This is a genomic window from Jejuia sp. G7-7, from assembly GCF_055808955.1.
The window spans coordinates 1,613,761-1,639,852 of record NZ_JBVVSZ010000001.1 but is presented as its reverse complement, the minus strand read 5'-3'; the positions used below and the strand labels follow the sequence as shown (position 1 = coordinate 1,639,852).

The following is a 26,092-nucleotide window of genomic DNA, read 5'->3' as shown; positions in this document are numbered from 1 at the left end:
AATTAACTATTTATGCATTAAAAATAAAATTTATTAGACGATTGGTAAACTCCTGTGAGAAAAGATATTCATTTCTTAAAAAACAACTCTAAAACTCACATTTGGAGTAATACCTAAAGACTGATTTTCTACTTTATTGATGTTGTTTTCATCATCTAAAGTGTAGTATACATTAAGTATATTTTTTTTATTTAAAACATTCCAAAGCGAAGCACCAATAATTGCATTTGTACCTTCTGAGATATTGAAGGAATAAGTTGCAGAACAATCGGCACGTAAATAATCATCTAAATTAGAATCATTTGGTTTGTTGTATATAATACTATTTTCATCAGTATTAGCATCAAAATCTGGCAAAGTCGTAGGTCTTCCAGTATGCCAATTTAAGCCCATGGCTAATTTAAAATCTCTGTATGTATAAGTACTGGCAAAAGTTAAAGCATGCCTAATATCTGCATTGTTTGGAAACGGTATGCCATTATTTAGTGTTGGAAATACGTACTCATTTTTACTATATGAATACCCTAACCATGTGCTAAAAACATCTTGAAACTGTTTGTTTATTAATACATCAATACCTTTTATTTGATAGCTTCCAATAGCGTTAGTAAATTGAAATTGGTTTTGAAAACCCTGACTTCTTGTTGTAATACCATCTACTTTTTTTATGAATGCTTCAGCACTAATCAGTAATTTATTCTTATTAAAATGAATACCAGCTGAGGCTTGTTTGCTTTTTAAAATAGGAACAGGATAAAAAGATTTCCCATCAATAACTTCAACTTCTTCAAGATCGTTTGAAAGCACCCAGCGGCGTTTTTCAATACCTAAAAAATCATTTTGTAAATCGATAATCTGTGTGGTGGTCTGACTTTTAAATTCGCCTAACAATTCCAATCTAAAAACATTTAAAAAACGCTGGCTAAAATTAAAACGTGGTTCAATTAAAACATCATCAAATTTATCAAAGTGATTAACTCTTGCTCCAATTTTTAGTTTTGTTTTTACATCGTTTGAAAGAAAACCAATTTCTCCAAAAGCAGAGTTGCTTCTAATCACATCTCGTATAAAACTTCTGAAAGATGGATTGTTAACATCCTCCAAATTACTGATGCCAACTTCTGTAAATTGATAGCCAATATTTAGTTTTAAATTTGGGTTCATCCTGTAATTTATATCTAAACGTCCAGAGCCATCAAATACTTCATTTTTTTGAATTAAACGCTGATTGTTTATAATGTCAAAGTTAGTAGCATCCAAATCATAATTGGTAACATAGGCTTGTACTGTAGTTGAGAAATCGGTATTCCAATCTCTTGTATAAGAAATGCCATAAGCTGAATTTTGTTGAGACAAACTACTATTTAAAGCTTCGCTTCTTTCGTTATTAGAAAAGCGTTCTTCATATTTTAAACTATTATTTACATTTAAAAAATGCAATCTTAGCTTATCTTTTTTTGAAATGTCATAGAGAAATTTAGCAGTAATATCGTAAAATGAAAAGTCTTCATTTTGTGAAATTGTGTTCTCGTTTTTTTGATGATTAGAAAAATCAGAATCTTGAAACACACGTTTAAAATACTGGTCGTAAGTAGGTGTTACAATTAAATCGGTAATAGAGCGTCGTGTAGATAATTGTAATTCTGTATTATGGGTTAGTGGAATTTTAGCATAGCCATGTGCATTAATTAAATTAAAACCCATACCAGCATTAAACGTATTATCAATGTTATCAGATAATTGCATATCAATAACACTAGAAATACCATCGCCAAATCTTGCTCGTGTTCCGTTTTTAGAAACATTTATATTCTTTGTAGTGTAGGGATTAAAAGCAGAAATCAATCCGAAAAAATGTCCAGATTGATACATTTTAATACCATCCCAAAGTATGAGGTTTTGATCGTGTGTGCCGCCTCTAATATTTATGTTTGAAACTGTTTCGTCAATACTGAAAACTCCAGGAAGTGCTTGAATAGTTTGTAAAACATCGGGTTCAATTAAACCTGGGAGAATTCCAAATTTTTCAGGTTTTACAGTAAGCGATCCATCATTTAATTTTGTGATACCAGTAGTTAAATAATTACTGACCACCACTTCTTTGAGTTGTTCCCTAACAATTGTTTTATCAGCTTCTTTTCGCCTTATTATAGTAATGAAACGTATATCTAAAACATTGAATTCTAAATTGGTGTCAATTTCAATTTCTACAAGGGCATCAATTAGGCTTAAATCGGCATTGGGAATATTCGTTTTGATATCTGCAATGGTTTCATCAACGTATGAAAAACTCACGTTATAGCGTTCCGTAAGTATTTTTAAAATAGAAATAAGCGGTTGTGTTTTTTGATTGGCTTGCGAAAAACCTTCTATACCATTCAAAAAAAATAGGAGACTAATTAGAAAAAGGAGTCCTTTTCTATTCACGCTTTAAAATAATCGAATTATTTTGTTTACTGTACGTTACTTGTAAAGGTACAGCAATAGATTTTAATGCAACATCAATATTTTTGTGTGTAAACGAACCTGTAAATAGTTTTGTAGCATCAATATCAATCAAAGTGATATCTACATTATATTGTCTTTCAAATTCTGAAACAACTTCTTTAAACGGAATACTTTTAAATTCACTTTCGTTATTTAACCACGAAGGTACGGAGCTGTTTTCTTTTTCTTTAGCAATTAGTTTCCCATTAATAATTAAAAAGCTGTCTCCAGGTTTTAATTTAGTTTCTTGGGTATTGTGCTTTACTCCAACTAATCCTTCGTAGCAAATAACCTCAAAATAATTGTCCCGTTGTTTTACATTAAATTGAGTACCATAAACCGTTACGGTTCCTGATGTTGTTATAACGTTGAATGTAGAGCCCTTAGCAACTTTAAAAAAGGCTTCACCATGTAACTCTACTTCACGTTCTTTTTTCCAATCATTTTTATTGTAAGCTAACAACGACTTCGCGTTGAGGGAAACGGTAGATGCATCTGGCAACTCAATAGTGGTTTTTTGTGCTAACTGAGTAGTAACAGTAGTATCTAGAGTAGTAGTGTAATAATATACACTAAAACAAATAGCAAGTATAGCAGCAACACGCATTAATGGCTTAAACCAATGTGTTTTAGGTTGTGCTTTTTCATTTTTAATGGTAGATAAAACGTTTTCTAATCCTTTAGAAGTGTCGTAATTACCAGCCTTAAAACCTTGCAAGCTCTTATTTAACTTTACTAAATCATCATAGTCTTCAAGGTTTTTAAATGCCTCGAATTCTTGATCATTTAGATCGTTATTTAACCATTTTAATATGAGTGCTTCTCTGTTCATCATGTCGTTATTCAATTATATAACAAGTGAGTTTGTTTTTTCCTACCTTAACCTAATAAAAATTTCAAATTCCAAAAACTAAATTCCAAAATGTTTCGCTGAGGTTCACTTAGAAATAAGGTCATTTAAAACAACTATTGTGTTTCTCAATTTGAATTCAATTCTTTTATATCATAATAGCACATTTCACAAACTAACTTTATTTTTGCAAATTCCATAGATACATTATTCCATCCGTTAGTATTTAATCTCTCTTTTTCGCATTCACTACACCAAGCTTGAAAATCATCATTGCCATCTAATTCCATTCCTCGATAGGTTTCAAAAGCTTCTTCAAAACCAGTTTTATGTTGTTCGTTCAAGTGTTGACAAATAAATGCTTTTCTTGTTTTACCATGAACGCTACATTCTATTAAATCACTTTCAATTATTTCTACTTCTTCTTTTGATATTTGTTCTGTTAATAAAAAATATATTTCATGATTATTGGAAATAACACGATATGTTCCAACCCCACCCAATAAATAAAATGTAATAGATGTTAATTCCCAACCTGTATATTTGTTTCCACTAAAGTGAGCATTTGTCAGATTTTCATAATTCTTTTTTCTCCAAATTCCTTAATCTTTAATGTTATAAATTTTTTCGTTTCAACTGAATCTTCATTTGCCCAAGCCCACATCCATGTGCTTGTATTCAATGAAAAAGTTCCAATAGGAATATATTCAAAGTAAATTTCTTTATTGTCACTATAAAATCTCAATATTCCACTTGATTGATTATAAAACCAATTATCATAATTATCAATGTCGTATTTATTTCTAAATACTTCTTGATAATCTTGTAAATTTTCGCAAGCTTTGTTTGCGTATTTTTTATACTTTAAAGGTTTAAATATCAATTTGATTCTTTTTTAAAATATAAACATAATCAGTCAACTTTTTCACAACTCCTTAATATCCTTCCTCAACTTCGCCAAAGCCCCATAAATTCGTTTTTCAACCGCTTTAGTAGAAATACCTAGCAATTCAGCAATTTCTTTAAAACGTTTGCCTTCAACGCGGTTCATCATAAAAGCAACACGTTGTGCTTCAGTTAAATTAGATAATGCTTTTTGTAACTTATCATTATACTCAGATTCCTGCATTAAAAACTCAGGACTTTCATTAGTATAATGTTTCGGCTTGGTTTGTTGGTGTTTTAAAACTACCTTTTGATGGGCCACTTCATTTAACATCAAATTATTGGCTGTAGTAAATACAAAACTCTTTGCTTTATCTGGAGAAACTTTTGCACAATTCTGCCATAACTTCACAAAAGCCTCCTGTACTTTGTCCTTCGGATTTAATAAATCGCCAAATTTATAGTACAGAAAATTGTGTAGATCTTTAGAGTGTTTATTAAATATAGAAGAAAATATACGCTCTTCACAAATATTTTCATGTAGCGGTTTGCTCATAAGTATTAGCAGTTGGTGCCACTAAAATAGCATTTTTTAGTCCTGATAACTATCGAGATGTAACTTTATTTTTTGATTTTTTTTAAATCAGGGGTAGGGGTTTTTAAAGTTAAACTGTTTTATAATAAAATTGCTTTGTTTAACCCAAAAATACAATACCATGAAAACTAGAATTAAAACATTAGTATTATTACCTTTTTTTGCCTTATTAGTATTTACCTCGTGTCAGGAGGAGAGAATAGACATTACTCCTCCTAATGAGGCTGAAACTCTTGTAGCAGATTCTGAACTAACAACTTTTATTAGTGCTGCCTCTAAAATGGACGGTTCTAAAGACAACATTATTGATCGCGCAAGTTGTTTGTCAGTCAAATTACCTGTAGTTGTAAAAGTTCGCGGACTTGAAATTAGAATCAACTCAGTAGCCGATTACAAATTAATTGAAAAGATTTATGATGAATTTGATGATGACATTGATAAACTGGATATCATTTTTCCAATTACAATCATCAATTCAGAACATGATGAAATCGTCATAAATAATGCTGAGGAATTAGCAGCTTTTGTTTCCGAATGTAAAGGCGAAGATGAAGAAGATGATGATATAGAATGTATCGATTTTCAATACCCAATTTCTTTTTCAGTTTATAACGGAGACTTTCAAGTAATAAACGTTGTTGAAATTGAAAACGACAGACAATTACACAAATTTATTAAACGTGTAAGAAATGCTGAAGTTTTTGCTAGCCTTAATTTTCCTGTAACTATGGTGTTAGCAGATGGAACAACTCTTGATGCAAATAATAATGAAGAATTACAAGCTATAATTGAAGATGCAAAAGATGCTTGTGATGAAGATGATGATAACGATCATAATGATGATGATTTCACAAAAGAACGTTTAGAAGAATACTTAATTAAGTGTCCATGGGTTGTTTTTGAATTCAAAAGAGAGAATCAAGTAAACACAGAAAAATATGGACAATACGCAATCAACTTTAAAGAAGATGGTGTTGTAATTATGAAAGCTAGAAATGGAGATATTTTAACTGGATCTTGGAGTGCTAGAATATCTAGACGTGGTGCATTATTAAAAATGGAATTTGAATCTCTTGCAGATTTCACTTTAGAATGGTTTGTATACGATTTTGAAGAAGGAAAAATTAAAATTTACCAAGAAGGCGGTAATAGAATTATTTTGAAAAGAAACTGTGAAGTTATTGTTGACCATACCAAAGAACGTGTTGAGAATTTCTTGAAAGAATGTTTATGGAGAATTGCACGATTAAATATTGAAGGTGCCGAAAACGAAAAACAATACATAGGTACTCCTTTAAAATTCTTCGCAAACAATGTAGTTAAACTTAGAATTAATGGGGAGTCAGTTGAAGGAACTTACGAAGTATTAGTAAGAAACGCAGGAATTGGATTAGAAATTAATCTTGAAGGACGTCCAGACTTAAAATTACAATGGTTAATTACATTCTTAAAAGAAGATTTAATAAAGCTTTCTAATGCTAATAGTCAAATGATTTTAGCAAGACATTGCCCAAATACAGATGAAGATTTGAAATACATCGATCGTATCCTCATACAAAATACTTGGAAAGTAGCATTGTACAAAGACGGAAATGAAGATAAGACTGAAACATTTAAAAATTGGGCCTTTGGTTTCAATGAAAACGGAAAAGCATTTGCAGAAGGAGATGGTAGAAACGTATATGGTTCTTGGTTAAGCTACAGATCAGAAGGATTATTCCTTGGTCTTAAATATCAAGATGAAGACCTTTTAAGTATCCTAAATTTCAGATGGAAAGTAAAAGAAATAAATCAAGAAAGAATTGAATTAAAAGAATACAATGCTAATGGAGGTATTGAAAGAATACTTGTATTCGAAATATGGAAATAATATTGCTTTTGGTTGATAAAGGGACATCTTAATTACACGGTTTGTAGGTTAGTTGACTAAGATGCCTTTATAAAGGCTGCTAAATTAAATTTAGCAGCCTTTTTTTATGCTTTTTTATTGACGTTAGCCTTCTAAGTTAGGGTTGAGTTTTCAGTTATATTTTTGCTTTGTCACTCATGTGTATGTAAGAATTCACAAGTTATTTAAGTATCATTATCAGATATCAGTATTTTCATAATCATACACAAGGATGCCACTTAAATCCATATTACATTCATCCGCCAAATAATTTAAGAAATCTTTAAGAGGTTAGGTAGACAATAACCTTCTAATACTTATTAACTTCGCATAAAAGCCAAGTCCAATAACAGGTCCTATAAAATTTTAATGCATTTTAGAAGAATGAACCTAAAATATCTCTTTAAATTTTTTTATAACTGTAATTTTTAGTCTAGGGCAACTTCTATCGGCACAAACCATTGAAATCAAAGGCAAAGTTGTTGAAGGTGTAAGTAAGCAACCATTGGCATACGCTACGGTAGCATTATTTGATAGTGTTACAAAATCAACTATTACTGGTGTAATTACTAAAGACGATGGTACTTTTAAAATAGCTACCGACTCATCACAATTTTATATCCAAATCAGTTTTATGGGGTTTGTTACAAAAACCATAAAAGAATTTGATGTTACCCGAAAAAAATCAATTTAGGTACTATCATTCTAAAAGAAGATGCAGCACAATTAGGAGAAGTGTTGGTACAAGCGGAAGTGTCATCATCTCAATTTAAGCTAGATAAACGTGTATTTAATATTGGCAAAGATATAAGTAGTACAGGCGCAAGCGCTTTAGAAGTATTAAACAATGTACCATCAGTAAACGTAGATATTGAAGGAGCTATTAGTTTGCGTGGCAGCTCAGGTGTGCAAGTTCTAATTAACGGAAAACCATCCATTTTAACTGATGATGGCGGTGCTTTAGGAAGTATTACTGCAGATATGATTGATAGAATTGAGGTCATCACAAACCCCTCTGCTAAATACGATGCAGCTGGTACCTCAGGGATCATAAATATCGTTATAAAAAAGGACGAACGCAAAGGTATTAATGGTGCAATAAGTGTAAATGCAGGAGTTCCTGATAATAATAGTGTTGGTATAAGTCTAAATAGACGTTCAGAAAAGTTTAATTTATTTACCCAACTAGGTTTAGGAAGACGCGTATACCCTCGAGATTCAGAAAATATTAATGAAGATTTAGAAACAGGAACATCCATATTAAGTGAAGGTAGAGATTTAAGAGTTGAAAAATTTTATAATATTGCCTTAGGGACAGACTATTATATTAATGCCAATAATGTTCTTACGTTATCAGGGAATTTTGCTTATGAAATTGAAGATCAACCTTCAAACATAAATTTTCAAGCTCTTGATGCAAATAAGGTTATAACTTCGGAATGGAATCGAACTGAAACAACCGAAGCTACTAATCCTAAATGGCAGTATGAGCTTGTGTATAAACGTGACTTTACAGATCACGAAGATCACGATTTATTATTAAGTGCCACAGGAAATTCTTTTGGAAAAGATTTAACATCATTATTTCAAGATACTACTATTTCTGGTGCAGATAGAGATGATACTCAAAATACTAGAACTGATTACTCGGATAACACATATACCTTTAAACTAGATTACACAAAACCATTTTCGGAGGTTTGGACCATGGAAACTGGTGCTCAATATGTAATAAACGATATTGGTAATGATTTTGAAGTTCAAGATTTAGTTAATGGGGAGTTTGTAACAGATTTAGGATTAACCAATAATTTTGAGTTTGATCAAAAAGTATTAGGCGCGTATTTGATTGGTGGATATGAATATGAGAATTGGGGAGTAAAGGCAGGTTTAAGATTAGAGCAAACAGATTTAACAACAAGGCTTGTTACTACAAATGAATCTAATGATCAACGTTACACCAATGTTTTTCCAAGCATTCATACGTCTTATAAATTATCAGATGCTGTTTCATTACAAGCAGGATATTCAGCCCGAATAAACAGACCCGGAATGCGTTCATTAAACCCTTTTTTTAATATTAGAAATAATTTTAACATTCGCCAAGGTAACCCAAATCTTATGCCTGAGTTTACAGATTCTTATGAGTTGACAAGTATTTTTGATATTGGAAAAACGTCTTTAAATTTTGGAGTTTTTCATAGGTATACAACAGATGTCGTAGAGCGTATTTCAGTTTTTGAAAATAATGTAAATATAAGTATGCCCGAAAATATTGGAACAAACAGCACTTTGGGTATTGAATTTAATACAAAATATAGTCCTGCTAATTGGTTAACATTCAATGTTGATTTCAACTACAATCAATTTGATAGAAAAGGTACTTTTGAGTCGGCAGTTTTTGATTTTAACGGTTATCAATGGGGTTCTAAGCTTATGGCAAAGTTTGATTTACCAGCGGATATCGATTTAGAGGCTGTTGGAAATCACAACTCAAAAGTTAAAACTGTGCAAGGTGTAAGAAGTGCTAACACCTTTCTTGATATAGGTGTTCGCAAAAAAATATTAAAAGATAAAGGTGTTATTAATTTAAGTATTAGAGACGTTTTTCAATCCAGATTTTTCGAAAGCTTTATATCTCAGGGAGATACTGAAGCATATAGCTGGAGCAGACGTGGCAGATTTGTAGCCATTGGTTTTAGTTATGGTTTTGGTAAAGGCGAGGCTATGGAATATTCTGGTGGTAAAAGACGATAAGTATATACCTAATTACTCTCAAAAAGCATCTTATTTGTTTACTTACTGTAATGAAATACTATCTAGTATTAATTTGAACGGTTCGGCTTTTTTATTCCCAAATAAAAACCCTAATTCTTCAATGCTGTTTTTAGAAAAATTTGGTAAATCTAAATACCTGCCTCTAAATTTTGGTTGTAAATCTTTTAATAAAATCGTGATAGTTTCCCAAGCACCAGAAGTAGTAAAGTAAGTTATATATGAGTGCCTGTCTTCAGAATTCTGTTTAATCCTAAATTGATAACGCTGCCCATCTCCTTTTAGATGTAAAACTATTTTGGAAAACCCATTTATAGTTATGGGTTTAGAACGATACCTAACAGAAGAAAATCCACCATTATTTTCGAGAGAAACAACTCCAGAAAACACACCAGTACCATCAGAATTAATCTGAAAATTCCCTAAAGATTTTCCACCCATAACACCATCATCAATAGTAGTCCAATGCTCTGTGGAAGTATCTTTATTAAATTCAATAATGGGGTATGAGTTCATGATAATTTATATTTCCAAATAGATAAGAGTTTACCAAGCAACAGTATCACCAACCGTTAACCCTAAATTATCCACTAAACCAGCATTAATTTCTAAGACATATTTTGCCGGAGCACCAGAAGGTAATGAAGTTTCATCAAAAGGCTTTGCATTTTTCTGAAAGCTAACAATGGATTTATTAGCATTAATGTATACCAAATCTAAAGGGATTCTTGTGTTCTTCATATAGAAAAAACGTTCAGTTTCATTTTCAAAAACAAATAACATTCCTCTTTTAGAAGCCATACTGTTACGGTACATCAATCCTGTTTGAATATCAAAATCTGTATCTGCAATTTCAATATCAAATACTACTTTTATAGAATCGTTTGCAGTATTATAAATCTTAAGTTCGCCTTCTTTTTTAAACTTAACTTCGGTTTGCTTGATAGATTGCTTTTCCTTTTTACAGGAAACAGCACCAAAATTAAGAAATGCAATGCTTAAAAGAAATATACCAAACTTCAGTTTCATGATTTACACTATTGGTGTTTTAGGTTTATACACAAACATAAAATACAGCCCGATGAGTATGAATGGAATACTTAGCCATTGTCCTGTATTTAAACCAAACCAGTTAATGTATTCGTCTCCTTGAGGTTCTTTAAATCTTTCAACGAAAAATCTAATCGTCCAAAGCAGTACTAAAAATAACCCAAAAAGAAAACCTGTTTGGTTTTGTTTTTCAGTTTTTAAATAGAAATAGAGAAGAATAAGAAATACAAAAATGTAACAAAAAGATTCGTACAATTGCGCTGGGTGCCTATAAGGAACAGCTTCTAGTAATTCAGGATTATTCGCAACTGAATTATAAGCGTCTTGCACATTTTTAATTCCTGTTTGCCTTACTACTTCATACTTATTATAATAATCTTGAATAAACCGAACACCCAAAGAAAAATCTCCTGATGGTTTCCCTATAATTTCAGAATTAATAAAATTACCAATTCTTATAAAAACAGCACCAGATGCTACTGTAATAACAATGCGGTCTAGAATCCATAATACTGATTTGTATTTATATTTTCTTCGGTATAAATACATCCCAATAATAATTCCAATAGCAGCACCATGACTAGCTAGTCCTTGAAAACCCGTGAATTCAACACCATTTTTAAAACTAAATGGCAAAAAGATACTCCAGAAATCTTGCTTAATTAATTCAGATTGATAGAACAAAACATGCCCTAAACGTGCTCCTAACATTGTAGATAGTACAACATAAATAAACATAGGATCTAAGTGGTCTAGAGATACTTTTTCTTTGGTGTAAATACGCTTCATAATGTACCAACCTAAAATAAAGGCAACAACCCACATAAGGCTATAGAAGTGTATTTTGAAATTTCCAACAATATCTATTCCCGTAATAGGGTTCCAGTCGAATTTTAATGCGTGCATGAAAGTTATTTTTACCGTGTAAATATAATCGTTTAGAACTATTTAAGTGTTAAAGTTTTGTTTACCTATTTCGCTAGGCTTAAAATTTCAACTTCAAAAATAAGGTCAGTTTTAGGAGGAATACCTCTGTTTCCCGCTTCACCATAACCCAAATGATAAGGAATAAACAATGTTGCCTTGTCCCCAACTCGTAATTCTTTTAAGCCTTCTTTGAAGCCAGCTATCATACTTGCATCAGGACTTAAATCTGCTTTAATAGGCTTGTAGGCATTTGCAGCTTTTTTGCGTTTGTTTACAGCTTCTAATGCTTCTGCTAAACTCAAATTGCTAGTGTCTAAAAGTTTACCATCTTCAAAAAACAAAGCATAATGCGTCATTACACGAGAGAATTCCTTGAGTTCTTCTCCATCTCCTTTTTCTGAAACGTAATATTTTAAACCAGAGGCAAGTGCAGTAGCATTTTTCTTTTGGGTTTCATGTTTTGCTTTTGTCTCTTTTAAGATACGTTCTTTTCGTTCTTTTTTATCTTTTTTCGTTGTTCCTCAATCGCAAAATGATTTTTAAAGATTTCTGGGGCGTCAAATTTTTTAGCATCTTTCCCTTTTCTAATAATGTTTAATTTATTGATGATGACACTATCTAAAGGCTTATCTCTAGCATCAGTTTTAACGTTAGAAATAGAATCTTGGATATCAATACCCATAACCAATTCCCCAAAAACACTATGTACATTATCCAGGTTTGGTTTTGGAACTTCAGTTATAAAAAATTGACTTCCATTTGAGTCTGGACCACCATTTGCCATTGATAAAATTCCAGGTTTATCATGTTTTAAATCTGGATGGAATTCGTCCATAAAACGATATCCCGGATTTCCTGTTCCAACACCTATTGGGTCGCCACCTTGAATCATAAATTTATCCATAACACGATGGAAAATTAAGCCATCATAAAATGGTTTCTTTTTATACTTATCATCAACTAGTGTATTGGTACCTTCAGCTAAAGAAATGAAGTTTGCAGAAGTAACGGGTACTTTTTTGTAATGTAATTTGGCAACCATAGTACCTTTGGTGGTCATGATTTCGGCATAAATACCATCTTCTAGGTCAGGGTATTGCGATTTACAATTGAAAAGGCATAACGTTAAAACCACTAGTAAACTAGCAGTTAAAAAATTTAATCTAGACATATTAATTTTCTTGAGATTTGGTAATTGAGTTAACTGTAACTTCACATATTAATGGCACATTTGTACCAATTTTATTTTCGTCTCCATAGTAGCCATAAGCTTTTTGAGATGGGAATAAAAAAGTAACGGTTTCTCCAGATTTCATCAATTTTAAACCTTCTCTTAAACCAGTAAACAGTTCTTGTCTATCCATGGCATAATCAAGGTTTTTAAAATTAGTTTCAGGATATATTAAGTTATCATTTAAATCTTTTAAATTATAAGAGAAGTTTACAATATCCCCATAATCAGGAGTAAAACCTGCGGCGTCATCAGTTTTAGTATTGTAATGGTACCAAAACCCACTTTCAGAAGCTATATAATCGTTGGTACTATTCTTAGACATTATATTTGATAGTAATGTCTGCTCTTTAGCATTCAATTTTTTGTTTCTTTCAATAGAAGCATCAATAAAAGAACCAGTTCTTACCGATTCTGGTTTGCGTGCTTCGGGAGTTTTACAAGCCAAACAAGCGAGAAGTAAAACTAATAAAGTAAGTAATTTATTCATTATTTAGGGGGGCTTTGTAGCTTGGTAAGATACTAATAAATTTTTCAACTGTTTTATTTAGAGACACTTCGCTTCTTCCACCTGCGGCGTTATTATGGCCACCACCATTAAAATGAGTTCTAGAAAATTCATTTACAGAAAAGTTGCCTTTTGAGCGTAATGATATTTTTATAATACCTTCTTGTCTATCTTCAATAAAAATGGCTGCAAAAATAATGTTGTTTAGAGACAGCGCATAATTCACTATACCTTCAGTGTCTCCTTTTTTATAATCGAATTTTTGTAATTCTTTTTGAGATAGTGTAATGTATGCAGTTCTAAGTTTTGGAATCACTTTTAAATTGGTTAGTGCGCAACCCAATAACTGTAAACGATTGTAACTATTAGTGTCATAAACATTGTTATGTACATCAGCATTTTTTGCGCCTTTATCAATTAACTTAGCAACTATGCGGTGTGTTGTGCTTGTAGTTGCAGCAAATCGAAATGAGCCTGTATCTGTCATGATACCTAAGTATAAACATGTTGCAATGGCCTCATCAATTTTATCAGTATCGTTCAACATATCAATAAAGTGATATATCATTTCACAAGTAGAACTCATACTTACATCACTATACATATAAGTAGCGTAATCGTCTGGTTCTTGATGATGATCTATTAAAATTTTAATGGCATTACTCGCTTCCAAACTTGGTTGCATTTTTCCTGCGCGATGAAATGCATTAAAATCTAAAGTAAAAATAATATCAGCTTCAGAAATAAGCGTATTGCTCTCTTGAGTTTGAGTATCAAATTTTAGAATGGTATTCTCTCCAGGAGGCCATTTTAAGAAGTTAGGGTAATCGTTAGGTGTAATGACTCTAACATTGTGGTTGTACTTTTTTAGATAATGATAAAGCCCTAGAGTAGAGCCAATAGCATCGCCGTCTGGATTTTTATGAGGTACAATTACAATGTTTTTTGGGCTATTTAAAAGCTGTTTTATAGCCGTAATTTCGTTTTTATTCATAGGAAACGAAGATACAATTTTTTAAAATTGAATAGACTTGTTTTTAATTAGAAATGACTTACTTTTGCAGCAAATTAAAAAATAAAATGGCAACAAATAGAACATTTACAATGCTTAAACCAGATGCAGTTGAAAAAGGGCATATTGGTGCAATATTAGAAAAAATTTCAGCTTCAGGGTTTAGGATTGTAGCAATGAAATTAACGCAGATGACAACGGCAGATGCTGAAACGTTTTATGCGATACATAACGAACGTCCGTTTTTTGCAGACTTAGTAGAATATATGACACGCGGACCAATTGTAGCAGCAATCTTAGAAAAAGATAATGCAGTTGCAGATTTTAGAACATTAATTGGCGCTACAAATCCTGCTGATGCTGCCGAAGGCACTATCCGCAAACTATACGCAGATTCAATTAGTGAAAATGCAGTACACGGAAGTGATAGTGATGATAATGCGGCTATTGAAGGTGCATTTCACTTTTCAGGTAGAGAACAATTTTAGATAAGGTTATCAACCTGCGAGGTCTTTTTTGACCTTATAGGTTTGATTAAATAATACCTACAAGGTTTTAAAAATTTATAGGATAGGAATAAAAAAGCCCACAACTTAGTTGTGGGCTTTTTGTATTTTAGAAAATATGATATTATATCTTAGATTACTTTTACGTTAACCGCATTTAATCCTTTTCTACCTTCTTGAAGATCAAATTCAACATTATCGCCTTCGCGAATTTCGTCAATTAATCCTGAAATGTGAACGAAATGTTCCTTGTTTGAACCTTCTTCTGTTATAAAACCGAATCCTTTAGAATCGTTGAAGAATTTTACTGTTCCTGTACTCATTGTATTTGTATTATTAAATTAATATACTTTATAGTAAGCAAAGTTTATGCCACAAAAAAAGTCTATCAAATGAATGATAGACTTTTAATTGTAATTGTTAAAGTATATATCTTAGATTACTTTTACGTTTACGGCGTTTAATCCTTTTCTACCTTCTTGTAGATCGAATTCAACTGCATCACCTTCACGAATTTCATCGATAAGTCCTGAAATGTGTACGAAATGTTCTTTGTTGTTGTCATCTTCAACGATAAATCCAAATCCTTTAGAATCATTGAAAAATTTTACGGTACCTTTACTCATTGTAATTTGTATTAAAATAATTAAGCCACAAAGATACTATAAATAATAATACAATGTAATTATTTATTAAAATTTTTATCTAAAGTAGTAGTGCTTAATTATCTTAAAACCAATTTCTTAACAATTTCTTTTCCAAGTTCTTCATTAAGTAGGGCTATAATTTTTTGTTTACCATAGCTTAATTCCTCTCTCAGCACACTAGAACTTAGTTGTACAAAAAGTGTTTCACGCTCTAATTTTATAGCAGTAGTGTAGTTGTTAACGCCATTACCCATAAGCTTTACCCAAGCATCGGTAACATTAACTTTGTTTAAACCCTTTTCTAATTTATTGGTTTCTACAAACTCTTTTAATGCGTCGCTTATGCTTAAATGTTCGTTGTTGCGTTTTGCCATGAGGTAAATTTAACTTTCGTGAAAATTATTTATGTAAAAGTATAAAAGTAAGCGCAATTAAAATAAAAATTATTTGGGCGTTACCCCGAAAAGGGGTCGGGCTATGCGTTACAAGTCCTCGCAGCTCCTTCGTCGGGCTGTGGGCTTTCCTCTGCTATCCCTAACGCGGGTTAGTTTGTGTTTTTTAGTAATTCAACCTATAAATAGAAAGAATGTTTGAAAAGTTAAATGTTAAGTTGTTCCAATATCATTTATTGTTTCAACTTCTCTTATGATTAGTTTATTGATTTTGGGTTGTATAAACCATATTCCTATGGGATAAAACCATAAACCAAAAAACTCTCCTATAAATTCTCCAAATTTAACTTCTCTTTGTAGTTCTATCGTTTTTATTGTTTTTGAACAAAAATATAGTATGTAAAACATGCAAAACATCGAAAATAAATGCATCGGTAGAATTATAATTGGAATTAAAAACCCAAGTTTATTTGGGAAAATACTATTGCTAACTCTATATCCATTAAAACTCAGTCCTATAAATATTGAAAGTGCTGTGATGTATATGAGAGGGATAAAAAAGAATATTTTAAATTTTTTAACCTTCATTATTATATTCTCAGGAACTTTTTTTGAAGCCCAATACCAATCGCCCAAAACCATCCAAAAAAGATAGATGTATTAAGCATCATGATAACAGGAAAAATTTTTAAGATATTAAACATGATTTTTGGATCTGGGTTTGATTCCACATTAAGATTAGAAAACATATAAACCATCATAAAAAACTGAAACACCAAAGGAATTCCAAACATTAAGATAAAGAGTTGCCAATGTTTAGCTTTTAAAAACTTTTCTGTCATTTTACTTTTATTTCTCTACAACTTAAAAACCTCATAACTTTGATGCACCTGCTTTACAGCATCTTCAGTTCTATCGGCATGGGTATCGCTAATAAATAATTGTCCGAAGTTTTCATCATCAACCAATTTAATAATTTGTGCGACACGTTGTTCGTCTAGTTTGTCAAAAATATCATCTAACAATAAAATAGGATTCACACCACATTGTGCTTTTATAAAATCAAACTGTGCTAATTTTAAAGCAATTAAAAATGATTTTTGCTGCCCTTGACTTCCAAATTTTTTAACAGGATGGCTTTCAATATTAAACACCAAATCATCTTTATGTATTCCAACGCTGGTGTATTGTAAGGCTTTATCTTTATTAATGCTTCTGTTTAAAAGTGTATTTAAATCGTCTTCAAATAAATGACTTTCATACACCAAATCTACAACCTCATTGCCATTGCTTATGGCTTCATAACGCGACTTAAAAATTGGGATAAACTCTTTTAAAAACGTATCACGTTTTTCAAAAATAACAGTACCGTATTCTGTTAATTGGGTGTTGTAAACCTCTAAAGTGTCTTTATTAAAGGTGTGATTTAATGCAAAATATTTTAACAATGCATTCCGTTGGGCGAGTACCTTATTGTAGTTTATAAGTTGCGATAAATAGCCTTTATCACTTTGTGAAATTACGCTATCTATAAACTTTCGGCGGGTGCTGCTACCTTCAATAATTAAATCTCTATCGGCTGGCGAAATAATGACTAGTGGCAAAAACCCAATATGTTCGCTAAATTTCTCGTAAGCTTTTCCGTTGCGTTTTATTACTTTTTTTGTCCGCGTTTTAGGCTTACTATTATTTTTTCATTTTTAGTATCCTTTTCATAATCGCCATTTACAACAAAAAAATCTTCATTATGCTTTATATTTTGAGTCGCTACTGGGTTGAAATAACTTTTTCCGAAGGATAAATGATAAATAGCATCTAGCACATTTGTTTTTCCTACACCATTATTCCCAACAAAACAATTTATTTTTTCGTTGAAATCAAATGATTGACTTTCAAAATTTTTATAGTTTACTAACGAAAGCGATTTTAAAATCATGCAGACAGGAACTCAAAGCGGGTTTAATTCAAAAATATACCAAAAAGAAGTGCAAATTATTGAAAAATAACAAATAAATAGCCTTTTAAATCAGAAGAAAAATTATATTTTTGCGCGATATTAATTTTGAAGCTATGGCAACTTATAATAAAAGAGGATACAAACCAAAAAACAAAGTAGAGAAGGAGCAGAATATTGAAGAAGGTTCTACTACAGCAGAGGTTTTTAATACGCTAGATGAAACTGCATCTAAAACGGAAGAATTTGTAGCCAAAAATCAAAAATACATTTTTGTGATCATCGGGCTTGTAGCTGCGGTGGTTTTAGGATCGCTTGCATATAAAGAATATGTTGCAAAACCAAAGCAACTTAATGCTATGAACGATATGTTTCAAGCACAAAAATTCTTTAATGAAGCTGTAAACGGAACTGCTAAAGATTCTTTATTCAACTTAGCATTAAATGGTGGCGAAGGTAAATTCGGGATGCTTGATATTATTGATGAATATGGAGGTACTCCAGCTGCTAACTTAGCAAACTATTATGCCGGAACTGCATATTTAAGATTGAAGGATTACAAAAATGCAATAGCTTATTTAGGAGAATTTAAAAGCGATGATCAGGTGTTAGCACCTTTAGCAAAAGGAAATATTGGAGATGCATTTGTACAATTAAATCAACCAGAAGATGCATTAGAATATTACGAAAAAGCAATCGCATTACGTGATAATGGTTATACTACGCCAATGTACTTATACAAAGCTGGTGCATTAGCTTTAGAATTAGGAAAAGCCGATAAAGCGTTATCTTACTTTAAACGCATAAAAGAAGGTTATCCAAAATCTAGTGAAGCATCTACAGTTGATGTGTTTATTGGAAAAGCAGAAGTATTGGCAAGCAAGTAAATATGGCAACTGTAAATAATAATTTATCCGATTACGATAAGACAACAATCCCAAACGCGACTAAATTTCGGTTTGGGATTGTTGTTTCAGAGTGGAATGGTACCATTACTGAGGGACTTTATGATGGTGCTTACAATACACTAATTGAAAATGGCGTTGAACCTTCAAACATTATCCGTTGGGATGTTCCAGGAAGTTATGAATTAATTTACGGTAGTAAAAAAATGCAGGAACAGATGGTAAATGCTGTGATTGCTATTGGAAGCGTAATTCAAGGCGAAACCAAACATTTTGATTTTGTATGTGAAGCCGTTTCTCAAGGTATTAAAGACCTTAATGTTATACATGAAACACCAGTAATTTTCTGTGTACTTACTGATAATAATATGCAACAAGCCCAAGAACGTTCGGGTGGAAAACACGGTAATAAAGGTACAGAAGCTGCCGTTGCTGCTATAAAAATGGCTAATCTAAGAGAGAATAGTTAGTTTCAGTCTCAGTTTAGTTTTTAATCTGCGTAAAAACCCATAAAATTCGTGTCTTTTCTCAGAGATCCTCTGTGAGTCTCAGCTTAACTATGTGTGATAGTGCCTTTTATTTAGAATTTAGTTTTTGAATATTAGAATTTACTGCGCGTTTTGTTAACAATTTTTAGCAGTTCAACTCCTTATTTCTAGGCATTTTTAAGTATTTTTGAGAGATAACAACTTTTGTATTTTGTTCGGACAGCGAAAACATAAAACCTTTGATTATAAATCTAGACTTCCTAGAGATAGTGATGGAAATCTAACAGATAATGATAGAAAGGAATTTGTTTCAAAATGGAGAAACGAACAAAAAGGGAGCAAAAGAAAATTGAGAGGTGGTAAATCTATGCGCTTCTTAATTATAGCTTTGGTATTATTATTGATTTGCATGTATCTATTAGAAAAGAAATACATGTAACCTTTTAAAAGCTAGAAATCATGGGAATATTAAGTACAAGAAAAAACAAGAAGTTTGATTACAAACCACAATACTACAAAGGGGAAGGTAATCCGTTTGAAATAAAACACAAGTTTGATGAGCATAGAGTTACGGTTGGAAATAATAATGGTATAAAATCTAAGTTTATTAATGCAATTGACGATTATAAAACAAACAAAAACCATGACGCTAACCGTCGTGTTTTAATAGTAGTTGCTATTCTGGTACTTATTTTCTTGTTTATCATTGGTTTTGATTTATCTATCTTCTTTTCGTAAATAATATATGGCAGACATCATTCAACTTTTACCAGATCATGTAGCAAATCAAATAGCCGCTGGGGAAGTTGTACAACGTCCAGCCTCAGTAGTTAAAGAATTACTTGAAAATGCTATTGATGCTGGTGCAGATACCATCAAATTAATTATAAAAGATGCTGGTAAAACCCTTATTCAAGTAATTGATAACGGAAAGGGAATGAGCGTTACCGATGCACGTTTAAGTTTTGAGCGTCATGCAACCTCTAAAATTAGAAATGCCGACGATTTATTTAAACTTAACACAAAAGGGTTTCGTGGAGAGGCTTTGGCAAGTATTGCTGCCATTGCTCATGTGGAGCTAAAAACTAAGCAAGAGGATGATGATGTTGGCACTTGCATCGTAATTGAAGGCAGTAATATTACATCTCAAGATGTGGTTGTAACACCAAAAGGAACATCACTTTCAGTTAAAAATTTATTTTTTAATATTCCTGCGAGACGCAATTTTTTAAAATCAGATACGGTAGAATTACGGCATGTTATTGATGAATTTCATCGTGTAGCATTGGCACATCCAAATATAAGTTTTGCGTTATATAATAATGGCAGCGAAAGTTTTAATTTGCCAGTTAGTAATTACAGGCAGCGGATTGTAAACATCTTTGGGACTAAAACCAATGAAAAATTAGTGCCAGTTGAAGAAGATACTGAAGTTTTAAAAATTTCTGGATTTGTTGGCAAGCCTGAATTCTCTAAAAAAACTAGAGGCGAACAGTATTTTTTTGTCAATAATCGTTTTATAAAAAGCGCTTATCTCAACCATGCCATTTTATCTGCATTTGAAGGTTTATTGAAAAATGGGACACACCCAGGTTACTTTTTAAACTTAACGGTAAATCCACAAACCATTGATATAAATATTCATCCTACAAAAACCGAAATAAAGTTTGATGATGAACATACATTGTATGCATTGTTGCGTTCGGCAGTAAAACATAGTTTAGGACAATTTAATATTGCACCTGTTTTAGATTTTGAACGTGATGCAACTTTAGATACACCTTACACGCAAAATAACGCAAGAACGCCAGCGCCAAAAATAGATGTAGATAGTAGTTTTAATCCATTTCAAGAATCAAAATCGTCAAGCGGAAACCATACACCTACTTTTAAAAAGCAAACAACAGATAATTGGGAAAGTTTATATGTTGGTTTAGAATCAAAAAGTACAATATCACAAAGTAATTTTAGTGAAGTTCAGTTTGAAAGCGAGCAATCTGTTAGCTCCCTTTTTGAAGAAAAAGACACATCAGAAACTACAAGTTCTACCTATCAATTACATAATAAATACATCATAAGTGCCATTAAATCTGGCATGTTGGTTATCGATCAACACAGAGCGCACCAACGTATTTTATATGAAGATTTTCTACAAGATATTACAGTTAAGGTTGGTGTAAGTCAGCAATTATTGTTTCCGTTAGAATTACATTTTTCAGCACAAGAACTAGAGATTATAAAACAGGTGCAAGAGGATTTAGAACATACTGGTTTTGTGTTTTCAAACGTTACTAAGGAGTCACTTGAAATAAAAGGTGTTCCTGTAATAGTTCCCGAAAGCGAAATTTCTATCATTTTAGAACAGTTAATTAGTGATGTGCAAAACGAAGTGCCTGAAGCTAATTTTAGTGCCACAGATTTATTAGCAAAATCTATGGCGAAAAGCTTAGCGATTAAAACAGGACAATCGTTACAAAAAGATGAGCAAGAACATATTGTAAATAAGTTGTTTGCCTGTAAAGAACCCAATGTGTCGCCTACTAATCGCGTAACATTTATTACTGTTGGTGTAGATGAATTGGATAAAAAGTTTATTTAAATTATGATGAGGATTACAGATACAGTAAAGCATTTGATTATTATTAATGTGATAATGTTTGTTGGTACTATGGCAGTTGGTGAAGATTTGTTTTACGATTGGTTTGCAATGCATTTTCCAAAAAATGAAGCCTTTAAGCCATGGCAAATATTAACTCATATGTTTATGCATGGTGGCCCAATGCATTTAATATTAAACATGTTTGCGCTTTGGATGTTCGGAACACCAGTTGAGCAAGCATTGGGCTCTAAACGTTTTTTATTCATATATTTTTCAGCAGGTTTAGGAGCTGTGGCACTTCAACTTGGAGAATATTATTTTAGATACCTTCCTATGGAAGCACAAGCTATGAACCTTGGTGCTACTACTGAACAGATAGTAGAAATTTTTAAAGAGGGAAAAGTTTTTACTGCTATTGGGGAAGAATTTAATCAACTTTATTATGCGTCAATGGTTGGTGCATCTGGTTGTATTATGGGAGTTTTGGCGGCTTTTGGTATGATGAATCCAAATGCAGAATTAATGTTAATTTTTTTGCCTATTCCTGTAAAAGCTAAGTATTTTATCCCAGTAATGATAGGTTTAGAAACTATACTAGGGCTTTCTGGACAATCAATTTTTGGTGGTGTAAATATTGCACATTTCGCTCATGTTGGTGGCGCAATTACTGGTGCCATCATCATGTGGTACTGGAAGAAAACACAGTTTAATAGAAACCGTTGGAATTAATGACATCGCTCAACCAAGACATAAAAGATAAGTTGTCAAGACTAAATGTTCTTGAAAAACTTATTGTAATCAACATTATCGTTTTTGTTTTAGGTGCAATCATTTCTTCTGTATTAAGTTGGTTTGAATTACCTAGTGAGTTTGGTAAATTCATTTTAAAACCTTGGTCTATAATTACCTATGCTTTTGTGCATTACGATTTTTTGCATCTACTTTTCAATATGGTTATGTTATACTTTGTGGGGCGTATGTTTGCAAATTTATTTTCTCCCAAAATGGCATTGAATGTTTATTTTTTGGGAGCAATTTGTGGCGGTATATTTTACTTGCTATTTTATGATTTTTTACCAAAAAGTCAAATGGGAACGCCATTAGTAGGTGCCTCTGCTTCTGTTGTAGCACTACTTATTTTTTTATGTGCATATATGCCAAATCAAGAGGTTAGAATTTTTACCTTTAGTATAAAATTATGGTATATAGGTGCTGCTTTTGTTGGTTTAGATGTATTAAGACTTTTTGGAGATAATGGAGGTGGGTATCTGGCACATTTAGGAGGCGCATTATTAGGTTATGTTTATGCAAAACAATTAGCCAAAGGCCAAGATATAGGTAAAGGTTTTGAGAAGTTTATGGATGGATTTATCGGGTTATTTAAATTTAAAAAGAAAGGGCCTTTAAAAACTGTTCATAAAAATAAAAGTAAAGTTGGCGGCTATACTAAAGCAGATTTTAGCGAGTTTAATAATCAGAAGAAGATTGATGTTATTCTCGACAAAATAAGTAAAAGCGGCTATGATAGTTTAACTTCAGAAGAAAAAGATTTTTTGTTTAGAGCAGGAAAGTAATATGAAGAAATTAAGTTTTATTGATAAAATACTCTGGTTGGTCAATAGAATATTAGCTGTTTTATTGTTGCTGTCTTTTGTACTTCCTTTTTTGCCGCCAAAAACGTTTTCTGTTTTATCCGTTTTAAGCCTGGGTGTTGCACTTTTAATTTTAGTGAATGTACTGTTGTTCTTGTATTGGTTAGTGAAACTCAGAAAACAGTTTATGCTTTCTTTGGTTGTGCTTGCTATTGGATACTTTTCTTTTGGTTCACTATATAAGTTTTCTTCTTCAAAACAAGTCGAAAGTCCTAATAATTTTAAAGTGATGAATTATAATGTTCGTTTATTTAATCTTTATAAATGGATTCCAGAAGACGGTATAGAAACCAAAATGGTAGACCTTATTAAAACCGAAGCTCCAGATATTATAAGCTTACAAGAGTACCATCCGCATAAGGGTGTAGATTTGTCTTTTTTTGAGTATAAATATGAAAAGCTTTCAGGGAAAAAAATGAAATATGGACAAGCTATTTTTTCTAAGTTTCCAATTATAAATTCGGGTTCAATTGAATTTCCTGAAACTTCAAATAATGCGATTTTTGCTGATGTTGTCATTCAAAAAGATACTCTACGTGTATATAATATTCATTTAGAATCGATGCGAATTGATACCAAAGTAGAAAATTTGAAAACAGAAGATTCTGAGCGTTTGTTTAAACGTATTGGTACTACATTTAAAATGCAGCAATTTCAAGCAGAATTGTTTTTATTACATAAAGAACGATGCAACTATAAAATGATAATCTGTGGCGACTTTAATAATACTGCATTCTCTTATGTCTACAGACAAATTAAAGGCGATTTAAATGATAGTTTTAAAGAAGCAGGAAATGGTTTTGGGCGTACTTACGATTTTAAATTCTTCCCAATAAGAATTGATTTTATACTTTCTGATGAAGTTCTTGATGTTAATGGATACAAAACGTTTAACGAACGCTATTCCGATCATTATCCTATCATGTCAACTTTTTCAGTAGGTGGTAAACAGTAAGCGGTTGTAGTTTTTATTCGCGGTATTCAGCTTAAAATTAGCGTGTTAGTGCCTTAGCGATAAAAAAATAGTTTTCTTTTTTAGACGAAAACCTCTGTACATTTCTGTGTAATAAGATTTACATAAAAGAACAATCCACTACATCAGAAATAATATGAATTACCAACCCCAAACCAACCAATCTAGATTTCTTAGGGAAACATAAAAAGAAATAAACTAAAATTGCAAAGTAGGAGTGTAGCGGATGAAAACCAATACTACAGCGGTTAGGATCAAATATAGGAGTAGCCAATAAATGGTCTAAATCAATCAGCATACCAGCAAGCATAATTAGGTATGCACGCTTCCAATTCGATTTAAAAAATAGTAAGGCAACAACTAGCGGCAATAAAAAGTGACACTCATAATGTGCAAAAGTTTGTAACATTATTTTGCTGTTAAGGTTTGAGATTCTAAATAATTTAAAGCATTTGGGCCTTCATTAAAAAGTAAGTCCAAAATACTTAAATTAGAAATATAGCCATGTTTATTGTTAAAAACTTGTGTATAGTTTTCAAAGTTAAAAGCGACTTCTTTTTTAGCATTTACCAAATGTCTGTAATCTGTTTTATCTTCTATGATTTTTTCATAAGTCTCAGTTTTTGATGTATTTAATTCTAATTGTAAACAATCAGAAATTACATCAAAACATTTCAAATTAAAATCTAGAAGGAATTCAGTTTTTTCTGTAAATAAAGGTTGCAATTCATCTTCATAATATTCAAAAAAAGGAGATGTTCTGTAAGCTGAAAGTAAAGATTTCCAATGCAGACTTTGCCAATTTTCATCATTAAAAATCTTTACATTTTTATATTTCTGACGATTCTTTTGAGAATAAATTACAGGAATATTTAAGCCTAACTTACCATTAGCACCATAAATATATGTTCGGTTTCTGTAAGTCTGTTTTACAAAATTATCATCTTGTTCAAAGATAACCCCTTCGGCATTAGCCATAGCTACAAAGTGCGCTACGTTGGGGAAATATGTAGGATGGATCACAATTTTCATTAATCAGTATTAATTTTCGGTTTTACTTTTTTTGAAATACCGTTTACATATGCTGTGATGATATTTAATTGCTTAGCAAGCACAGCACCTTCAAAATTTGTGATATCCGAATAGCCGATATGTTTGTTGTAAAAACTAAGATATGTATTGGCAAGTGGTATATAAGACCAATGCCAACGTTCTAAATTATAACCAGTTCTTCCTGTGTTTTTATCAGTATAAACTTGATAGAATCCGTAGTTTTTAGCGTTTTTCAAAAGCCAGCCGTATTCTTTCTTGCCTTTACCAGTTTCAAAATAAGAATTTTTAAAACTATTTAAATCGATATCTGTTCCCCAATGATGACGCGATGTTGAAGGCATTGAACTATACTTCAATATTTTTTTTGCTCTATCAATAGGTTTTAGGTTCTGGTATTTATCCCATTTACGTTGCCAAATGACTTTTTGCTCTTCAAAGTTACGAGTGGCAGAATGTATTTTTAAAGTAATACCATCGGTTTTTGCTTGGTTAAACATGTTTACAAAAGCAGCATAAACGTCAGTATTTAGATATACTGTTTTTGAAGCATGAATAGCATCTACTTTTATGAAATTGTCATGTTTTCTGTAATCAAACTTCCCAAGCACAAAATCTTTAGTGATTGGTGTTTTATGCTGTCCAAAAGACATTGAGGTAATAAAAACAACAATCAAAAAACCTTTAATATTCATAAATCTGCCTAGTCTTGAAAAAG

At 31.7% G+C, this 26,092-nt stretch carries 31 protein-coding genes and 1 pseudogene; 12 read left to right on the top strand and 20 right to left on the bottom strand.

Features of this window, described 5'->3' with window-relative positions; all coding sequences use genetic code 11:
- Positions 1–75: 75 nt before the first annotated feature.
- From AC0L5U_RS08020 to AC0L5U_RS08000, 5 genes are all read right to left on the bottom strand, one after another.
- Positions 76–2,382 (bottom strand): TonB-dependent receptor plug domain-containing protein, encoded by a 2,307-nt coding sequence (locus AC0L5U_RS08020; protein ID WP_473415736.1) that lies wholly within the window; start codon positions 2,380–2,382, stop codon positions 76–78.
- A 37-nt stretch (positions 2,383–2,419) separates the two neighbouring features.
- Positions 2,420–3,322, bottom strand: coding sequence for a FecR family protein (locus AC0L5U_RS08015; protein ID WP_473415735.1), 903 nt, complete (start codon positions 3,320–3,322; stop codon positions 2,420–2,422).
- 143 nt (positions 3,323–3,465) lie between these two features.
- Entirely contained in the window at positions 3,466–3,840 is a 375-nt protein-coding gene (locus tag AC0L5U_RS08010) for a hypothetical protein (RefSeq protein ID WP_473415733.1), read from the bottom strand.
- Between the two features lie 65 nt (positions 3,841–3,905).
- Positions 3,906–4,220 carry a DUF6882 domain-containing protein gene (locus AC0L5U_RS08005; RefSeq protein ID WP_473415731.1) on the bottom strand — a complete coding sequence of 105 codons (315 nt, stop codon included), beginning with the start codon at positions 4,218–4,220 and terminating at the stop codon, positions 3,906–3,908.
- 42 nt (positions 4,221–4,262) lie between these two features.
- Positions 4,263–4,778: an RNA polymerase sigma factor gene (locus AC0L5U_RS08000; RefSeq protein ID WP_473415730.1), complete on the bottom strand. Its 516-nt coding sequence runs from the start codon at positions 4,776–4,778 to the stop codon at positions 4,263–4,265.
- A 160-nt stretch (positions 4,779–4,938) separates the two neighbouring features.
- Between AC0L5U_RS08000 and AC0L5U_RS07995 the strand changes: the two genes are divergently transcribed.
- The 3 genes from AC0L5U_RS07995 (at position 4,939) to AC0L5U_RS07985 (ending at position 9,462) form a co-directional block, all read left to right on the top strand.
- Positions 4,939–6,687, top strand: coding sequence for a hypothetical protein (locus AC0L5U_RS07995; protein WP_473415729.1), 1,749 nt, complete (start codon positions 4,939–4,941; stop codon positions 6,685–6,687).
- Between the two features lie 523 nt (positions 6,688–7,210).
- The gene (locus tag AC0L5U_RS07990; RefSeq protein WP_473415728.1) at positions 7,211–7,399 is read left to right on the top strand and encodes a peptidase associated/transthyretin-like domain-containing protein; all 189 of its coding nucleotides are present in this window, start codon (positions 7,211–7,213) and stop codon (positions 7,397–7,399) included.
- A 41-nt stretch (positions 7,400–7,440) separates the two neighbouring features.
- Positions 7,441–9,462 carry a TonB-dependent receptor domain-containing protein gene (locus AC0L5U_RS07985; RefSeq protein WP_473415727.1) on the top strand — a complete coding sequence of 674 codons (2,022 nt, stop codon included), beginning with the start codon at positions 7,441–7,443 and terminating at the stop codon, positions 9,460–9,462.
- A 42-nt stretch (positions 9,463–9,504) separates the two neighbouring features.
- Here AC0L5U_RS07985 and AC0L5U_RS07980 read toward each other — a convergent pair whose 3' ends face one another.
- The 7 genes from AC0L5U_RS07980 to AC0L5U_RS07950 form a co-directional block, all read right to left on the bottom strand.
- On the bottom strand, positions 9,505–9,996 hold the full coding sequence (locus AC0L5U_RS07980; RefSeq protein ID WP_473415726.1) for a CIA30 family protein: 492 nt from the start codon (positions 9,994–9,996) through the stop codon (positions 9,505–9,507).
- Positions 9,997–10,026: 30 nt separating this feature from the next.
- Positions 10,027–10,509: a DUF192 domain-containing protein gene (locus AC0L5U_RS07975; RefSeq protein WP_473415725.1), complete on the bottom strand. Its 483-nt coding sequence runs from the start codon at positions 10,507–10,509 to the stop codon at positions 10,027–10,029.
- 3 nt (positions 10,510–10,512) lie between these two features.
- Positions 10,513–11,436 carry a prolipoprotein diacylglyceryl transferase gene (gene lgt, locus AC0L5U_RS07970; RefSeq protein WP_473415724.1) on the bottom strand — a complete coding sequence of 308 codons (924 nt, stop codon included), beginning with the start codon at positions 11,434–11,436 and terminating at the stop codon, positions 10,513–10,515.
- A 65-nt stretch (positions 11,437–11,501) separates the two neighbouring features.
- Entirely contained in the window at positions 11,502–11,813 is a 312-nt protein-coding gene (locus AC0L5U_RS07965) for an FKBP-type peptidyl-prolyl cis-trans isomerase (protein ID WP_473415723.1), read from the bottom strand.
- Positions 11,814–11,932: 119 nt separating this feature from the next.
- Positions 11,933–12,628, bottom strand: coding sequence for a peptidylprolyl isomerase (locus AC0L5U_RS07960; RefSeq protein WP_473415722.1), 696 nt, complete (start codon positions 12,626–12,628; stop codon positions 11,933–11,935).
- A 1-nt stretch (position 12,629) separates the two neighbouring features.
- On the bottom strand, positions 12,630–13,178 hold the full coding sequence (gene gldI, locus AC0L5U_RS07955; RefSeq protein ID WP_473415720.1) for a gliding motility-associated peptidyl-prolyl isomerase GldI: 549 nt from the start codon (positions 13,176–13,178) through the stop codon (positions 12,630–12,632).
- The gene (locus tag AC0L5U_RS07950; protein ID WP_473415719.1) at positions 13,171–14,190 is read right to left on the bottom strand and encodes a DHH family phosphoesterase; all 1,020 of its coding nucleotides are present in this window, start codon (positions 14,188–14,190) and stop codon (positions 13,171–13,173) included. Before AC0L5U_RS07950 ends, gldI begins: the two co-directional genes overlap by 8 nt.
- Positions 14,191–14,276: 86 nt before the next feature.
- On the opposite strand from AC0L5U_RS07950, the gene AC0L5U_RS07945 reads away from it, so the two are divergent.
- Positions 14,277–14,696 (top strand): nucleoside-diphosphate kinase, encoded by a 420-nt coding sequence (locus AC0L5U_RS07945; RefSeq protein ID WP_473415718.1) that lies wholly within the window; start codon positions 14,277–14,279, stop codon positions 14,694–14,696.
- 149 nt (positions 14,697–14,845) lie between these two features.
- Here AC0L5U_RS07945 and AC0L5U_RS07940 read toward each other — a convergent pair whose 3' ends face one another.
- The 5 genes and pseudogenes from AC0L5U_RS07940 to recF form a co-directional block, all read right to left on the bottom strand.
- A complete protein-coding gene (locus tag AC0L5U_RS07940) occupies positions 14,846–15,037 on the bottom strand; it encodes a cold-shock protein (protein WP_367061170.1) in 192 nt (63 codons plus the stop codon).
- 111 nt (positions 15,038–15,148) lie between these two features.
- Complete coding sequence (locus AC0L5U_RS07935) at positions 15,149–15,340, bottom strand: cold-shock protein (protein WP_042242688.1); 192 nt, start codon at positions 15,338–15,340, stop codon at positions 15,149–15,151.
- A 98-nt stretch (positions 15,341–15,438) separates the two neighbouring features.
- The gene (locus tag AC0L5U_RS07930) at positions 15,439–15,735 is read right to left on the bottom strand and encodes a DciA family protein (protein ID WP_473415716.1); all 297 of its coding nucleotides are present in this window, start codon (positions 15,733–15,735) and stop codon (positions 15,439–15,441) included.
- Positions 15,736–16,343: 608 nt separating this feature from the next.
- Positions 16,344–16,595 (bottom strand): hypothetical protein, encoded by a 252-nt coding sequence (locus AC0L5U_RS07925; RefSeq protein ID WP_473415715.1) that lies wholly within the window; start codon positions 16,593–16,595, stop codon positions 16,344–16,346.
- A gap of 15 nt (positions 16,596–16,610) precedes the next feature.
- A pseudogene (recF, locus tag AC0L5U_RS07920) lies at positions 16,611–17,689 on the bottom strand (DNA replication/repair protein RecF).
- A gap of 134 nt (positions 17,690–17,823) precedes the next feature.
- Here recF and AC0L5U_RS07915 point away from each other — a divergent pair.
- The 8 genes from AC0L5U_RS07915 (at position 17,824) to AC0L5U_RS07880 (ending at position 24,306) form a co-directional block, all read left to right on the top strand.
- Positions 17,824–18,594: a tetratricopeptide repeat protein gene (locus AC0L5U_RS07915; protein WP_473416216.1), complete on the top strand. Its 771-nt coding sequence runs from the start codon at positions 17,824–17,826 to the stop codon at positions 18,592–18,594.
- A gap of 2 nt (positions 18,595–18,596) precedes the next feature.
- Positions 18,597–19,082 carry a 6,7-dimethyl-8-ribityllumazine synthase gene (gene ribH / locus AC0L5U_RS07910; protein WP_473415714.1) on the top strand — a complete coding sequence of 162 codons (486 nt, stop codon included), beginning with the start codon at positions 18,597–18,599 and terminating at the stop codon, positions 19,080–19,082.
- 205 nt (positions 19,083–19,287) lie between these two features.
- The gene (locus tag AC0L5U_RS07905; protein WP_473415713.1) at positions 19,288–19,539 is read left to right on the top strand and encodes a hypothetical protein; all 252 of its coding nucleotides are present in this window, start codon (positions 19,288–19,290) and stop codon (positions 19,537–19,539) included.
- A 20-nt stretch (positions 19,540–19,559) separates the two neighbouring features.
- On the top strand, positions 19,560–19,838 hold the full coding sequence (locus AC0L5U_RS07900) for a riboflavin synthase subunit beta (protein ID WP_473415712.1): 279 nt from the start codon (positions 19,560–19,562) through the stop codon (positions 19,836–19,838).
- Between the two features lie 7 nt (positions 19,839–19,845).
- Entirely contained in the window at positions 19,846–21,699 is a 1,854-nt protein-coding gene (gene mutL / locus AC0L5U_RS07895; RefSeq protein WP_473415711.1) for a DNA mismatch repair endonuclease MutL, read from the top strand.
- 3 nt (positions 21,700–21,702) lie between these two features.
- Positions 21,703–22,428 (top strand): rhomboid family intramembrane serine protease, encoded by a 726-nt coding sequence (locus AC0L5U_RS07890; protein WP_473415710.1) that lies wholly within the window; start codon positions 21,703–21,705, stop codon positions 22,426–22,428.
- Positions 22,428–23,273: a rhomboid family intramembrane serine protease gene (locus tag AC0L5U_RS07885; protein ID WP_473415709.1), complete on the top strand. Its 846-nt coding sequence runs from the start codon at positions 22,428–22,430 to the stop codon at positions 23,271–23,273. Before AC0L5U_RS07890 ends, AC0L5U_RS07885 begins: the two co-directional genes overlap by 1 nt.
- 1 nt (position 23,274) lies before the next feature.
- Complete coding sequence (locus tag AC0L5U_RS07880; protein WP_473415708.1) at positions 23,275–24,306, top strand: endonuclease/exonuclease/phosphatase family protein; 1,032 nt, start codon at positions 23,275–23,277, stop codon at positions 24,304–24,306.
- A 118-nt stretch (positions 24,307–24,424) separates the two neighbouring features.
- On the opposite strand, the gene AC0L5U_RS07875 is transcribed toward AC0L5U_RS07880, so the two are convergent.
- Genes AC0L5U_RS07875 through AC0L5U_RS07865 form a run of 3 tightly spaced genes read right to left on the bottom strand, consistent with a single transcriptional unit; the run spans position 24,425 to position 26,069 of the window.
- A complete protein-coding gene (locus AC0L5U_RS07875; protein WP_473415707.1) occupies positions 24,425–24,733 on the bottom strand; it encodes a DUF6122 family protein in 309 nt (102 codons plus the stop codon).
- Complete coding sequence (locus AC0L5U_RS07870; RefSeq protein WP_473415706.1) at positions 24,733–25,356, bottom strand: WbqC family protein; 624 nt, start codon at positions 25,354–25,356, stop codon at positions 24,733–24,735. Before AC0L5U_RS07870 ends, AC0L5U_RS07875 begins: the two co-directional genes overlap by 1 nt.
- A complete protein-coding gene (locus tag AC0L5U_RS07865; RefSeq protein ID WP_473415705.1) occupies positions 25,356–26,069 on the bottom strand; it encodes a M15 family metallopeptidase in 714 nt (237 codons plus the stop codon). The genes AC0L5U_RS07870 and AC0L5U_RS07865 overlap by 1 nt, the downstream gene beginning before the upstream one ends.
- Between the last annotated feature and the right edge of the window lie 23 nt (positions 26,070–26,092).